Origin of the sequence: Streptomyces sp. NPDC016640 (assembly GCF_043076215.1) — a bacterium.
GTDB lineage: Bacteria > Actinomycetota > Actinomycetes > Streptomycetales > Streptomycetaceae > Streptomyces.
In genome coordinates this window covers 112,460-126,400 of sequence record NZ_JBIBRG010000010.1, presented here as the reverse complement: position 1 = coordinate 126,400, position 13,941 = coordinate 112,460, and the positions used below count along the sequence as shown (strand labels likewise).

General features: G+C 74.0%; 12 protein-coding genes and 1 riboswitch. Of the genes, 6 read left to right on the top strand and 6 right to left on the bottom strand.

Features of this window, described 5'->3' with window-relative positions; translation table 11 throughout:
• Positions 1 to 49 precede the first annotated feature (49 nt).
• Genes ACF07S_RS21425 through ACF07S_RS21405 form a run of 5 tightly spaced genes read right to left on the bottom strand, consistent with a single transcriptional unit; the run spans position 50 to position 5,188 of the window.
• On the bottom strand, positions 50 to 799 hold the full coding sequence (locus tag ACF07S_RS21425; RefSeq protein ID WP_391963360.1) for a class I SAM-dependent methyltransferase: 750 nt from the start codon (positions 797 to 799) through the stop codon (positions 50 to 52).
• The gene (locus ACF07S_RS21420) at positions 768 to 2,036 is read right to left on the bottom strand and encodes an MFS transporter (protein WP_391963359.1); all 1,269 of its coding nucleotides are present in this window, start codon (positions 2,034 to 2,036) and stop codon (positions 768 to 770) included. The genes ACF07S_RS21425 and ACF07S_RS21420 overlap by 32 nt, the downstream gene beginning before the upstream one ends.
• Complete coding sequence (locus ACF07S_RS21415; protein WP_391963358.1) at positions 2,029 to 3,282, bottom strand: ATP-grasp domain-containing protein; 1,254 nt, start codon at positions 3,280 to 3,282, stop codon at positions 2,029 to 2,031. The genes ACF07S_RS21420 and ACF07S_RS21415 overlap by 8 nt, the downstream gene beginning before the upstream one ends.
• Complete coding sequence (locus ACF07S_RS21410; protein WP_391963357.1) at positions 3,279 to 4,301, bottom strand: cysteine synthase family protein; 1,023 nt, start codon at positions 4,299 to 4,301, stop codon at positions 3,279 to 3,281. The genes ACF07S_RS21415 and ACF07S_RS21410 overlap by 4 nt, the downstream gene beginning before the upstream one ends.
• Entirely contained in the window at positions 4,298 to 5,188 is an 891-nt protein-coding gene (locus ACF07S_RS21405; protein WP_391963356.1) for a hypothetical protein, read from the bottom strand. Before ACF07S_RS21405 ends, ACF07S_RS21410 begins: the two co-directional genes overlap by 4 nt.
• 138 nt (positions 5,189 to 5,326) lie before the next feature.
• Positions 5,327 to 5,479: riboswitch (cobalamin riboswitch) on the bottom strand.
• Between the two features lie 355 nt (positions 5,480 to 5,834).
• Here ACF07S_RS21405 and ACF07S_RS21400 point away from each other — a divergent pair.
• The 4 genes from ACF07S_RS21400 to ACF07S_RS21385 all read left to right on the top strand — a co-directional run bounded on the left by ACF07S_RS21400 (position 5,835) and on the right by ACF07S_RS21385 (position 9,414).
• Positions 5,835 to 6,821: a ferric reductase-like transmembrane domain-containing protein gene (locus tag ACF07S_RS21400; RefSeq protein WP_391963496.1), complete on the top strand. Its 987-nt coding sequence runs from the start codon at positions 5,835 to 5,837 to the stop codon at positions 6,819 to 6,821.
• Positions 6,822 to 6,978: 157 nt separating this feature from the next.
• The gene (locus ACF07S_RS21395) at positions 6,979 to 7,179 is read left to right on the top strand and encodes a DUF2191 domain-containing protein (RefSeq protein WP_391963355.1); all 201 of its coding nucleotides are present in this window, start codon (positions 6,979 to 6,981) and stop codon (positions 7,177 to 7,179) included.
• 307 nt (positions 7,180 to 7,486) lie between these two features.
• Entirely contained in the window at positions 7,487 to 8,308 is an 822-nt protein-coding gene (locus ACF07S_RS21390) for a HEAT repeat domain-containing protein (protein ID WP_391974821.1), read from the top strand.
• A complete protein-coding gene (locus ACF07S_RS21385) occupies positions 8,302 to 9,414 on the top strand; it encodes a MerR family transcriptional regulator (protein ID WP_391974820.1) in 1,113 nt (370 codons plus the stop codon). The genes ACF07S_RS21390 and ACF07S_RS21385 overlap by 7 nt, the downstream gene beginning before the upstream one ends.
• A gap of 251 nt (positions 9,415 to 9,665) precedes the next feature.
• Here ACF07S_RS21385 and ACF07S_RS21380 read toward each other — a convergent pair whose 3' ends face one another.
• On the bottom strand, positions 9,666 to 10,046 hold the full coding sequence (locus tag ACF07S_RS21380; protein ID WP_391963352.1) for a hypothetical protein: 381 nt from the start codon (positions 10,044 to 10,046) through the stop codon (positions 9,666 to 9,668).
• A gap of 1,196 nt (positions 10,047 to 11,242) precedes the next feature.
• On the opposite strand from ACF07S_RS21380, the gene ACF07S_RS21375 reads away from it, so the two are divergent.
• Together ACF07S_RS21375 and ACF07S_RS21370 are read left to right on the top strand one after the other, a co-directional pair.
• A complete protein-coding gene (locus tag ACF07S_RS21375; protein WP_391974819.1) occupies positions 11,243 to 12,451 on the top strand; it encodes a cytochrome P450 in 1,209 nt (402 codons plus the stop codon).
• An 88-nt stretch (positions 12,452 to 12,539) separates the two neighbouring features.
• On the top strand, positions 12,540 to 13,889 hold the full coding sequence (locus tag ACF07S_RS21370) for a serine hydrolase domain-containing protein (RefSeq protein WP_391963350.1): 1,350 nt from the start codon (positions 12,540 to 12,542) through the stop codon (positions 13,887 to 13,889).
• Positions 13,890 to 13,941: the final 52 nt, after the last annotated feature.

Below are 13,941 nucleotides of genomic sequence, written 5' to 3'. Positions count from 1 at the left end.
GGCCCGGAGGTGAAAGGGCGCGCGGATCACCCCGCGCGCCCGGCAGCCGTCAGCCTCCGCGGACCGCCCGCAGGACGAGCCGGTCCGCGTTCTCGTCGTAGGGACGGCCGTCGAAGCCGCCGAAGACCTCCACGTGCTCGAACCCCGCCTCCTCGGCCATCCGCCGCAACTCCACCGCGCTGTACACGAACCACACCAGTGTGGCGCGCGTCACCCGCTCGCCCCGGACCAGCACCCAGTCGCTGCGCAACCGCGCCCAGTCGTCCAGCACGGTGTCGGTCTGCACCATCAGGTCGTCACCGCGCCGCACCACTTTGGGCGGGGTGACCCTGCGGGCCAGCAGTTCCTTGCCGGCGAGGTCCAGGACGAGGGTGCCGCCGGCCGCCAGGCAGTCGTGCATGACGCGCAGCACGCGCGCGTTGTCGGCGGGGTCCTCGAAGTACCCGAAGGACGTGAACATGTTGAGGACGACGTCGAAGCCGCCCGGCTGCTCGAACCGGCGTGCGTCGGCCCGCACATGGGTGACGCGGGCGCCGGCGTCCGCCGCCCGCTCGCGCGCGCGCTCCAGCATGGCCGGGCTGAGGTCCACCCCGGTCACCCGGTGGCCGCGAAGGGCGAGCGGCACGGTGAACACCCCCGGCCCGCAGCACAGGTCCAGCACCCGGGACCCGGGCGCGAAGGCCAGCAGGGGAGAGGTGTCCAGCAGCTCCTCGGCCTGGGCGTGGCGCTGTTCGGAGAAGAGGAAGTCGTGGAACTCGGTCCAGAAGTCATCGTCCTGGAATCCGCCCGTCCGTGTCATGCGGTGTCAGTGCTCCTTCGTCGTCGCCGTGGGGGAGGGGACGCCGGGCCGCGAAGCGGCGCAGCGTCAGCAGGAGAGGGGGAAGCAGCAGGCACTGCGCGGCGGCGAGCAGCCAGAACGACCCGGTGTGACCGGCGCGTTCGCCCAGGCCGTAGAGCTGACCGCCCAGCACTCCGCTCGCGCAGGCGCCCAGGCCCGCGGCCAGCCGCTGCTGGCCGAAGACCACGGCGTCGGAACGGGGGCTGTGGCGCAGTGCCTCCAGGTCGTTCTTCAGGAACAGCACGATGTCGCCCAGGGTGATCAGCGCCCCGCCCGCCAGGAGCGCCGTCCGGGTACCGGCCGCCAGCACGGCCAGCCCGGCTCCCAGCGCCGTGAAACCGGCGGCCAGGGCGAGGGCGTACGGCATCCGCCGGATCAGGCCGGACGCGAGCGGCTGCACGATGATGACCAGGGAGAAGCAGAGCAGCAGCACCATGCTGTAGAAGGCGCCGGAGGCACGCTCGACGGCGTACACCGCCAGGAAGTGCTGGAAGTGGAAGTAGAGGTAGAACGCCAGTGCGTTGGCGGCGAACGGCAGGACGGCCACGCCGGTCAGCAGGCCCGGCCGGGCGGTGCCCGCGGCGGACGGGCGGCGGTCCTCGCCCACTTCGGGGAGCCGTGCGTGGCCCGCGGCGACCGCGAGGAACAGCCCGGTGACGACCGCGAACAGATGGCCGGGCGAGGACAGCACGAAGGGCCCGGCCACCAACGGGCCCACCGCCATGCCCGCGTTGAGCGCCGCGTTGCCCGCCGACAGGAACGCCGGGCGGCGCTCCTCGTCCACGCCGTGCACCAGGTACGCCTTGTTGGCGGGCAGGTAGAGCGCGGCGCCGCAGCAGGTGAGGACCAGCGCGCCGACGGCCAGCGGCGGCCAGCGCAGCGCCGCCAGGAAGCCGGCGAATCCGGCCGTGCGCACGACCAGCGCCCAGAGCATCGTGCGGCGCAGCCCGATCCGGTCCGCCAGCGCCCCGCCGACGACGCCGCCGGAGAACTGCACGAGGGACGCCACGGCCAGCACGACGCCGACCGCGCCGAGGCCCATCCCCAGCCGTTCGTGCAGGAACACCGACATGAACGGCAGGACCATGAAACTGCCGAGCGGGATCAGGAACGAGCTGAGCAGCAGGAAGCGCAGCGGACCGTCGAGCGGGAACAGCGTCCCCCGCGACGTCCCCTCCCGCCGGGCGCGTTCACCCACCGGAGGTCTCCGGGCGGGCCGGCTCGGGGAACGGCGCGGTGAGGACGCGCAGGGCGCCCGCGGCGGCCACCGCCCGGTGCGTGGCGAGTTCGGCGGTCTCGGCCTCGGCGTAGACGATGCCCGCGTACCCGCGGCTGTCGTCCAGGTGCTCGACGCGGTCACCGACCGACTTGACCGGGTACCAGGCGGGCGAGCCCGGCATGTCCGCCAGCCGGTCGAGCCCGGCGACGCCGGTGAACACGCCGGGCGCGGCCGGGTAGCCCAGGACGAAGGCCACGGCCGGGCCGCCGGGCGGTTCGACGTCCATCAAGGCGGGGCGGCGGCCCAGCGCGGCCTCGATCATCGCCTCGTACACGTTGACGCCGAGCGCCCGGCACAGCCCCTCGCCGACCAGCGCGCCCCCGATCCTGGGATTGATCTCCACCACCTCGGGACCGCCGGCGGTCAGCACGAACTCCACGTGCGCGAAGCGGTCGGTGTACCCGATGGCGGCCAGCACCTCGCCGAGCCACCGCTCCAGCGAGGCCCGCCGCGCCTCCGGGAAGGCCACGGGGAAGGCGGTGATCTCCTCGCGGAAGTACGGCTCCGGCGACATGAGCCTGCTGGAGACGCCGAGGAGACGGGTACGGCCCGCCCAGGTGAGGGTCTCGGCGCTGTAGACCGGGCCGCTGAAGTAGGGCTCGGCGAACAGCCGGCCCTTCAGGTCCCGCCGCGCCGCCTGGTACAGGGACCGGTCCAGTTCCCGCTCGTCCCGCACCAGCCAGACGTTCTGGCTGCCGGTGCCCGCCGTGTCCTTCAGGATCGCCGGCAGCCCCACCTCCTCGAGCACCGGCTTCCGTGCCTCCGCGGCCTCACCGGCGGCCTCCACGGCCCGTCCGCGCGTGAGGCCGGCCTCGTGCAGCCGGTTGCGTACGGCGGCCTTGTCCCGGGTCAGCCGCAGCACCGCGGGGTCGAGCCCGGGCAGGCCCAGGCGCGCGGTGAGGTCGGCCCCGACCAGTGTCCAGGTGTCGGTGGAACTGATCAGACCGCGCAGGTCCGGGGTCCGGCGCAGCAGCCCGGCCACCCGCTCCACGTCGAAGGTGTCGGTCTCGAGCACGTCGAGGCAGCCGGCGGGCAGCCGGTCCAGTTCGTGGGCGTAGTACGAGGGATCGCGGGTCAGCAGCAGCAGCCGCTCGCCGAACAGGCCGGCGGCGCGCGACAGGTGTCCGAGTCCGAAGGTCAGCGACTCCAGGCAGACGACGGTCACGCGGCACGCTCCTTCCAGCGCGCCGGGCACGCGGCCCGCCGCCACTCCAGCCTCGACCAGGGCATGGTCATCCCCTCCGGGTCGCGGACCTCCACGGGTTTCAGCGCGGCGGGGTCCAGGGCCTGCGCGTGCCGGGCGAAGACGCGTTCCACGTAGCGGTGGCCGGTGTCGGCGCCGATCACCACGTGCAGCCGGTCGGGGTGACGACGGGCCTCGTACGTCGCGGCCAGGTACCCGGCGCCGGTGGACAGCCCGGCGAAGACGGCGTGGTCGCGCAGCAGGGCGACCGCGCCGGACATCGCGTGGGTGAAGTCCAGCCAGTGCACGGCGTCGTAGAGGTGGTGGCGGACGTTGTCGAAGACGATGGACGACCCGATGCCGGCGATGATCGCTTCCGGGTCGTGGTGGTCCTGACTGCCGAAGGTGACGCTGCCGAAGGGCTGGACGCCGACCAGCCGCACGGAGGACTCCGCGGCCCGCAGACGCTCCACGATGCCGCCGGTCGACGCGCCGGATCCCACTCCGCCGACGACGGTCAGCGCGGTGGAGGGGAACGCCGCCGCGATCCGGTCGGCGACCTCGTGGTAGCCGAGGTAGTGGATGTCGTCGTGGTACTGGCGCATCCAGTGGCAGTCCGGGCGTTCGGCCAGGATCTCGCGCACCCGCCGCACCCGTAACTCCTGGTCGAGTTTCAGGTTCCGCGACGGCCGGACCTGTTCGACGACGGCGCCGAGGATCTCCAGCTGGGCCAGTGTGGTGGCGTCGACGGTGGTGGAGGCGACGATGTGGCACCGCATCCCGTACCGGTGGCAGGCCAGCGCGAGCGCGTAGGCGTAGATGCCGCTGGAGCTGTCGATCAGGGTCTGGCCCGGGCGGACCGTGCCCCGGCCGAGCAGATGACGGACGGCGGCGAGCGCCGAGTAGATCTTCATCGACTCGAACCGGAGCAGGACCACCGTGTCGGTGAGCCGGACCAGGTCGGGGACCTTCAGGGCGTCGGCGATGTGGGGGTGGATCACCCGTAGCCTCCTTGGGCGAAGGAACACTGGTGGCCGAGCGAGTGGAAGAACGCGGACAGTTCGGACTTGACGTCGGCGCCCGGGCGGCGCACGAAGAGGTAGCCGGTCAGACAGCCGGTGTGCGCGACGAAGACGCCGTCGGCGTCGAACCGCTCGCGGTGGGCGAGCAGGCTGCCGAACGTCGCCTTGGGCAGCACCTCCTGGGACAGCGCGGCGCTGACGGTCGCGGCACGGGCGACGACGGCCGGATCGGCCGAGTCGAAGCCCTTCAGCAGGTCGGCGAGGCACCGCTCGTACGCCTCCCCGCGCCGCCGGTAGTGCTCCAGCAGCGGGGCGGTCACGGCGGCGGTGTCCACCGTGCCGGGTTCGGTGACGAAGGCGGTGTGGAAGCCGATGCCCGTGCCCAGCCGTCGCACCACCCGGTGCCGGCCGCTGAGGTACAGCGCGAACTCGTCGAGGAAGACGCTGTCGGCGCGCTCGATCCCCGCGAGGATCCCGAGCACCACGTCCAGGTCCCAGGGCAGGGAGAACAGACGGAAGAGACAGCGCAGCGTCGCCACGACGTCCGCCGTGGAACTGGCCATCCCCACCCCCACCCGCAGGTCGGAGTGGCTGCTCCAGTCACCCGGCGGCAGCGTGAGGCCGTAGTGCTCCAGGAAGAGCCGGGCCGCCGTCGCCGACTTCTCCCCGAGCGCCGGCCGCGGCGGGCCGGTCGGGGGCCCCGGCGTGAAGAACACCGAGGAATGGCGGTCCACGGGGAAGGACACCACCGCGATGTCCGGATCAGGGCTCGCCCGCAGCGGGCCCTGGTACAGCTCACCCAGGGTGCCGTGGCAGACGCCTGCCAGGGTGCCGCGGCCCGCCCGCACTCGTTGGCCCGTGCACACGTTCTCCTCCGTCCCGAGTCCCGCACACCGACAGGGAAGGAGGCGTGGCCGTACGCGTGACGTACGACCGTCCGTACCGCCGACCCAGTCCACGAGGTCACCGTGCACATCCCGCGCGTGGCGCACGGGCGCAGTGGCAGGTCTTCGGACTCGCGGGCACGTCCGCCGGACAACCGCGGACACCTACCGGCCGTCGCTTCCCCGGCCCTGGCCCGGGCCCAGTGTCGTTGACGGCGTTCGTTCCCACTCACCGCTGCGGGACAGTCCCGGATTCGCACCGGGTTCCCTCTTGCGCCGCGCCCTCGGACGTCCGGGCGGACGGAAGGCACGAACCGACTGCGTGCATCAGCGTAGGGGCACCCGCGTCCCCGCGACAGGGGAGTGACCGCGGTTGTCCTGAATGTTGGGTGGGGCGGGAGGGCACGGGACGGTCGCGCGTGCCGCGTGCTGCGGGGGAAACCCGTGGTGCGCACCGGGCCCGGCGGGGTGCCGGAGGCGGTGGCCGCAGCGGTCCGGCGGGCCGTCGGCCGCCGTCGTCCCGATGGCCGGATCATGACTCGGCGCCCCGTCGCCTCCTCGGCCAGACTGGTCGCCCCACGACACACACGCACCGTCTCAGCGGCGGCCGGTCCCCGGGAGGCCCATGATGCTGTCAGGCGCGAGGCCGGAGGAGGACGGGGCACGGGCGGCGTCCGGCCGGGACCGGCCGCCTGCCGAACGTGGTGCCCTGCGCGCCGACATGCGGTCCGCCGTGCCCGACGCCGGTGCGGCGGTGGTGGTCACGGCGGCCGTCTTCGCGCTGCTGTACGCGCGCATGGAGTCGGGCGACTCGGACACGGTCGCGGTCATGCCGTTCATGGACGACCCCCGCACCTACTGGATGTACCTGCTCAGTCAGGCGTTCGGCTGGTCGGCCCTGCTGTGGGCCTGGGGCACGGTGGTGCTCGGGCTGCTGCTGTCGGGACCCGGGCCCGCCCCGCTGCCGGTTTCCCGGCAGGTGCTGGAGCGCTGGCACCGCACCACCAGTCTGACCACGACGGCTCTGATGTCCGCGCACGCCGTGATGTTCGCGGCGGAACTCGTCCGCTACGAGACGAAGCTGGACTGGGCCGAACGGCTGTGGGTGGGCTTCGCGGACTCCTTCGTGCCCGGCTGGTACGACTCCGGTACCGGCCGGATCGCCATCCCGATCGGCCAGGGCGCCCTGTACCTGGCGATTCCGCTGGGGCTGCTGTTCTACGTCCGGCACCGCATCGGGGCGAACACCTGGCGCCGGCTGCACCGGTTCGTGATCGTCGTGTACGTGCTGAGCGTGTGGCACACGCTGCTGTACGGGACCAGCGTCTGGTACGGCGGGTGGCCGCGCACCGTGCTGTGGCTGCTGCAACTGCCGGTCGCGGCGCTGCTGTTGCTCCGGCTGCTGCGGCCCGCCCGGAGAGCCGGACGGCTGGGGGCGCCCGGGGCCCGCGACGGCGTGGCCTGGCCGGCCTGGGTGACGCGGGCGGCGGGCCGGGTCGCCGCCGGAGCCGTCGTCGTCGGTCTCCTCGTCGTGGTGGCGTCCGGCCACGACGGCGGACGGGACCGCCCGGCCGAGCCCCCCGCGACGTCCCCGCACCCCCAGGAGACGGAGTGACCGGGCCGCCCCGCCGTTCCCGGCCCCCGTTCCCGCCCGGGTGACGGCATCCCCTCCTTGGCGACCCCCACCAGCCCCTGTGCGTCGGGTTCCTGAGGGCCTGCCACCCGGCCCCGGGCGGCTAGAGTGCGGATACGTCGCGATCAAGGGGGAGACCATGGCCAAGATCAACGTAAGTCTCGACGCCGACCTCGTGGTGGAAGTGATGGTCCTGTCCGGGATCGGCTCGCCCCAGGACGCGATCGAGGTGGTCGTGCGGGACTACATCGCCCGCGGCCACCGCACGGAGGCCCGCACCGAGCTCAGGGACCAGGGTCTGCGGGAGGTGGACGCCAAGCCGCAGGAACCGCAGGGCTGAGTCCCGCCGCCCCGCGTGCCGGCCGGCCCCGGCGGGCACGGGGCGGGCACTTCTCCCGGAGCGGGGACCGCGGCGGGCGACGGACCCCCGCGCCTCCGGCCGCGCGACCGGCCGGCGGTCACGGGTCCGCCTCGCGGCCGCCCCGCGGAGCATCCCGGTCGGGACCTCCGGGAACGAACCGGTGGACAGGGTCACCCGCCGCCCGCGCGGCGACCGGCAGCCACTCCCACCGGCGTCGCCCGTGACCGGACGCTCTCCCGGTCCGCCGGTGACGGGCTTGACCTTGACACCGTGACAAGGTGTCGACTTGGGTGCGGAGGTGGTCCCGATCGACTCGACCGACGAAACCCCGCGGAACACTCGCATGGCCGGCGCCCTGTGCGCCGAGGACTCCTCGGTCCGGCTGCAGGCGGCCCTGGCGGTCGGCTCGCACCCCGACCCGGGCCTCCTGGAGATCCTCGTCGAACGGTGCGCGCTCGAGCCGGACTTCTTCGTGCGGGACATGCTGTCCTGGGCACTGACCCGTCTCCCGCCCGGGATCACCCTGCCCCGGATGCGTCAGGAACTCGGCTCGGAGCGCCGTCAGGCCCGCAGTCAGGCGCTGCACACGCTCTCCAAGATCGGCGACAGGAGCGCGTGGCCCTGGATCACGCGCGACATGCTGCGCGACGCCGACGACGAGGTGGCGCGGACCGCGTGGCGCGTCGCGGTCGCCCTCGTGCCCGAGGACGGGAAGAAGGACCTGGCCGACGAACTGGTCGTGCAGCTCGGCCGCGGCGACCGCGATGTGCGGCTGAGCCTGAGCCGGTCCCTGGTCGGCCTCGGCGAGGTGATCGGGCCCGCCCTGGAGAAGGCCGCGGCCCACCCCGACCCGGCGGTGGCCACGCACGCCCGTGCCACGGAACTGCTCCTGAGGGACCCGGAGTCCGGATTCGACGCGGCCGTCGACGAGGCGAGGCGAGCCGTCACACTCGGCCCGGAACGGGCCGCCACCGCGGCCACCGCGGCTTCGGCCGCGTGCGGAGTCGCCGGGACCCCGGAGACCCCGGAGACCTCGGGGACCGCGCGGACCACCCGGGCGACCGGGCCGGCGGAGACCCCCGAGGGTGCGGAGGCCGCGGATTGCTGATCGGTGAGGTGGCCCGCCACTCGGGGGTGAGCGCCCGGATGCTCCGGCACTACGACGCCCTCGGCCTGGTGCGTCCGACCGGTCGTACCGTCGGCGGCTACCGCGCGTACTCCGCCGAGGACGTCCGCAGGATCTTCCACGTGGAGGGCCTGCGCTCCCTCGGCCTCTCGCTCAAGCAGATCGGGCGCGCGCTGGAGGACCCGGCCTTCACGCCGTCCACCTTGGTCGGCGACCTCATCCGGTGGACGGAGGACCGTCTGCGGCGGGAACGGGAGCTGCTCGAGCGGCTCCGCGCGATCGACGCGTCGGCGCCCACCGGCTGGCGGGACGTCCTGTGCGTCGTCGACCTCATGCGGGGGCTCGGCTCGACCAGCGCCGCGCGCAGGCAGCAGACCGTCCTGGCCCGGCCGGATGGTTCACCGGTCCCCGCCGGGCTGCTGGCCGAGGCGGTCCTGACCGAATCCGACCCCGTCGTCGCGGGCGCCCTGCGCTGGGCGCTCGCCCGGTCGGGCGGCGACGGTCTGGCGGCGCTGGCCGCCGGCGTGCGCTCGCCGGACGTCGACGTCCGGCGGCGCGCGGTGCCGGCGATCGCCGGGATGCCCGAGGCCCCGAGCACGACCGCGGTGCTCATGGAGGCGCTCGGGGACGCGGACACGACGGTGCGCGGGCACGCCGCCCTGACGTTGGGCAGGCGTGGCGTGACCGCGGCCGTGCCGGCACTCGTCGGCATGGTGGTCGAGGGCGCCAACGACGTCGACGCGGCGGAGGTCCTCGCAACGCTGTCCCGGCTCCCCGGGTGCGCGGACCGGATCGTGACCGCGCTGGCCGACGAACTCGCCGCGCCCACCGCGGACTCCGCGGTGCGGATCCGCCTGGCCCAGGCGCTGGTCGAGCTGTCGGGGACCGGGGGGCAGCGGATCCTGCGCCGGCTGGCCCACGACGACGACCGCACCGTCGCCCTCGTCGCCTCGGCCTTCGTCGGTGTTCTCGGTGGGCCCGGAGTTCCCGGCGTTCTCGAGGGACGGTCGCCCGACGACGGAGACGACGGAGACGACGGGAGCGCTGATCCCGCGGTGCCGGCACCACCGGGCACCGGCCCTCCGTGAGCGCACCGCGAGGCGGCGAGCGGTGCGCGCCTCCTCGGCCGGGGCACCGGCTGCCGCCGGGAACCGCCGTCGACGGTTGTGCGCACGGAGCCCCGGGGGCCGGCCCGGCGTGACGGACAGGCGGCCGGCCCGCCCCCGACGGAGAGCCGACGCGGAAACGGTCCGCCGACTTCGCCGGCGGACCGTCACGTCCTGCGGGGGCGTCGCGGGCGAGGCACTGCGGCGGCGCTGCGAACGGCTCCCCGGGACGGTCACCAGCAGGGGCTGCCGTCGTCCTCGCGCCACGACACGTCCGTGACGTGCATGGGCATGGTGAAGTAACTTCCGTTGCCCGCGCTGACACATGCCGTGTGCGCGGGCCCCTGCCCCTCGTCCCCGGCGACGACGTACGTCATCGTGACGTCCCGGGCCGTGTTGTTGTAGAAGATGTGCCCGAGAGCGCTGCCGGACCATTCGGTCTCGGTCGCCAGCGACGGAGGCGTGTCGGTGTCTCCGTACCACCACTCGGGCCAGACGCAGAACGAGCCCTGCGGGCAGTTGCCGGGGGCCCACGCCGATGCGCTGGGCGCGGCTGCCATGACACCGAGGAAGGCTGCGGGTACCGCTGCGAGGGCGATGGCCCTGAGACGCATGAGGGGCTCCATTCTCGGGACGTGGCAGGCATGTTGGCAGCGTGGATATTGAAAGGTCAAGCGTCGTCTTCCGGCCTCCGGCCGCGGCGTCCGGAACCCGGCCCCGGCGGTTGACCGGAGCGCACTCGTCCGCCGCCCGGCCGGGGGCCGGGACCCGTACCTCGCGGCCGGATCGGGCCCAAGCGCGGAGGGGAGCCGCATCATGGCCGGTTTCCGGCTGGACACCCGCGCCGGGCGCACCGGCGCCCGGACGGCCTTCCGGGCGCCGCCGCCCGGCCCGCCGCCGGACGCGCCGACGCCGGCGGACGATGACGAGCGGCACGTTTGCCGCTCGCGGGGGTGCGTCGCACCGGCGCGACCCGGTGCTCCCCGAGTACCCGTCAGGGAGCCCGGGACCGGCTGGAGTCGAGGCGTGCCGTCGCCGAATCTGGCCGAAACCCACAGCATGGGAGCCCGGGTGTCGGAGGCGGACGGCGCGCCTGGCGGCGGCCACGGCCCGGTGCCCGGACGGCGCAATTCCTCGGTGAAACAAGGGGTTTGAGGGTGGAAGGACGGGATACACGGGTCTGGTCGTGGGTTGCCGACCGGCCATCTCCCCTTCGATTTCGGGGGGTTGCCATCCTGTGACCCAACGTGAAAACTGTGAGCGCGTTCGGCCCGGATGGATCGCGCCGAAGCGCCTTTTCAGCACGCAAAGTGCAGAATCATGGGACATGAGATTCCTGTGCGGGGTTGCCGCGCGGGAAGAGTCACTGGGGGATGTAGTGATGGCTGCTTTGCGCCCGAGGCACGTGCCGCCAGGCTGCGGCCGTGCGGGCTTGCCGACCGCACGGCGGACGTCCGGGACGCCCGCGACCGCGGCCCCGGCGTACGCAGCCCGTCCCCAGGTCTGCTGACGCCCGCGGCGGCCACGGGCCGTTGCGCGGGGACGGACGGGCGGGCCGCCCCCGAGCGCCGGCCGGGTCCGGCCGCGGGCCGGCCCTCCGGCGCGGAGCGAGCGGTGCCGCACGGCGCCCCGTCCGCCCGCCACGCCCGTGACGGCCGCGGCGCCCCGTCCGCCCGCCACGCCCGTGACGGCCGCGGCGCCCCGTCCCGCCCACCACGCCCGTGACGGCCACGGCTTCCCGCCCGGCGAACCCACGGCACCGTCGGTACCCACACCGCCGGGCCCGCGCGTCCTCATCCAAGGAGAAACGGTGACCAGCACCCGACTGTCTGGGAGAAGATCCCCCCTGGACGCGCTGCCCGAGCGGTGGCGGTCCTTACGCGAGGCGGGCCCCGTGACCTACGACGAAGCGCAGGACCAGTGGCGCGTCGTGGACCACCAGGGGGTCTCCGCCGTACTCGCCGACCCGGGCACGTACTCCTCGGACCTCACGCCGATCACCCCCACCCAGCAGGACTTCGAGACCTTCCGGCAGGGCAACTTCGTCGGCATGGACCCGCCGGAACACCGCAAACTCCGCACCCTGGTGAGCCAGGCCTTCACCCCCCGGGTGGTCCACGGGCTCGAACCGCGCATCGAGGCCGTGTGCGCGCGCCTCCTCGACGGCGTCGCCGACCGCGACCGGTTCGACCTGGTCGACACCCTCGCCTACCCGCTGCCGATCATCGTGATCGCCGAACTGCTCGGTGTCCCCGCCGGCGACCACGGACTGTTCCAGGAGTGGGCCAGTACCCTCTTCGGCGGCGACCAACTCGGCGACAGTCTCGACATGGCCGACCTGGAACGGGCTCTGGAGGCCATCGCCCCGACCGTGCGCGAGATGAACGGCTACGTGCTGGACCACATCCGGAACCGCCGCGCCCACCCCGGGGACGACCTCACCAGCAGGCTCCTCACCGCCGAGGTGGACGGAACGCGCCTGGCGGACGAGGAGATCGTCGGGTTCGTCGCCCTGCTGCTGGTCGCCGGGCACATCACCACCACCGCGCTGCTCGGCAACGCCGTGGTCACCTTCGACCGGCACCCCGGAACCCTGGCCGCGCTGCGCGAGAACCCCGGCCGGCTGCCGGACGCCGTCGAGGAAGTGCTGCGCTGGCTGCCGCCCTTCCCCGAGCTGGGACGGCGCACCACCCGGCCGGTGGTGCTCGGCGGACACGAGATCCCGGCCGACACCCTGCTGATGGCACACCTGGGCGCCGCCAACCGTGATCCCTCCTGCTTCACCGATCCGGATGCCTTCGACGTGGCCCGCAGTCCGAATCCCCATCTGACCTTCGGCCACGGCATCCACTTCTGTTTCGGCGCGCCCCTGGCCCGGCTGGAAGCACGGATCGCCCTGCATATGCTGATGGAACGTTTCCCTGTCGTCGCGGTCCCTTCCCACGACGAGGTCACGTACCAGAACCCGGCCGTCCTCGTCGGCGTACGCCACCTGCCGATCGTCGTCACCAGGCCGTGACGCGCGTCGACGCGCCCAGGTCCCGTACCGCTCACCCACGGGGCCGCCCTTCCTCCCCGCACCCGCTCTCACCAGGAGTCCCCTCCCCATGCCGTACTTCACCGCCGCTCCGGCCGCCGACCGGCCGCCGTCCCCGCAGCACCAGGAGTTGCAGAGCCGCCTCGACTCCCTCGCGCGCGCCCACCGCGTGCCCGGCGCCCAGCTGGCCGTGCACACCGGCACGCACACCCTCAGCGTGCACACCGGCACGGCCGACGCCCTGACGGGAACCCCGTTCACCGCGGACACGGCCGTGCCCCTGGGCTCCGTCACCAAGCTCGCCACGGCCGCCACCGTGCTGCTCCTCGCCGACGACGGCGACCTCGACCTCGACGAGTCCGCCGCCGAACTGATACCCGGGTTACGGCCGTTACCCGAGGTGACCGCGCGTCACTTGCTCAGTCACACCGCCGGCCTGCCCACCGGACCCGACTCCGACAGCGCCGCCGGCACCACCGCCACGCGCTACCTCTCGGCGGTCTGCACCGCTCGGAACGCCCTGTTCCCGCCGGGAACCGGCTTCTCCTATTCCAACGCCGGCTATGTCGCCGCCGGCCGGCTCGTGTCCGAAGTGACGGGCATGACCTGGCAGGAGGCGCTGCGAGCGCTCCTTCTCGAACCCCTGGGCATCGTGCCCGCCTTCCTCGGCGACACCGCCCCCGCGCGGTCCCTCGCCACCGGCCACGCCCTCAACACCGCCACGGGCCTGGTACGCCCGGCCCACCAGAACCTCGCCCCGGTGGAGGCTCCGGCCGGAGCCCTGCTGGCGAGCGCCGAGGACCTGGTGGCCCTGGGCAGGGCCGTCATCGGCCGGTCCGCCGTCCTGCCCGCGTCCGTCGCCGCCCGGATGCGCCGTCCCGAGCCGGCTGCCGACCCCGGAGCCCTGGCGGACTCCTGGGGCCTGGGCCTCGCCCTCTTCCAGCAGGACGGTCGCGTGTGGTGCGGCCACGACGGGAACGCCCAGGGCACCTCCTGCCATCTGCGGGCCGAACCGGACAGCGGCGTCGTCGTCGCCTTCACCGGCAACGCCGGCGGCGCCACCGCCCTGTGGCGGGACCTCGCCGCCGACGTCGCCCGGCTCACCGGCACCCGCGTGCCGACCGCCCCGGCCGCCGCCCGCCGCGGCCCCGCCGTGCCGCTGCCGGAATGCGCCGGCACCTACCGCAACGGGAGCACCGAGTACGCCGTCAAGCTCGACGGGGACGGCACGCCGACCTTGTCCGTCGACGGTGACTACCCCATCCCGCTGGTGTGCTACCCGGACCTGTCCTGTGACCTTCTCGACCCGGCCACGGGCCGGCCCGAGCCCGGCGGCCGCTTCCACCGCGACCCCGCCACCGGGACCGTCGACCGCCTGCAGATATCCGGCCGCACCGCGCGCCGCACCGGCACCGGCTGACCGCGCCCGCGTCACGCACCCGCGACACGCACCCGCCCCGTACGCATGGACC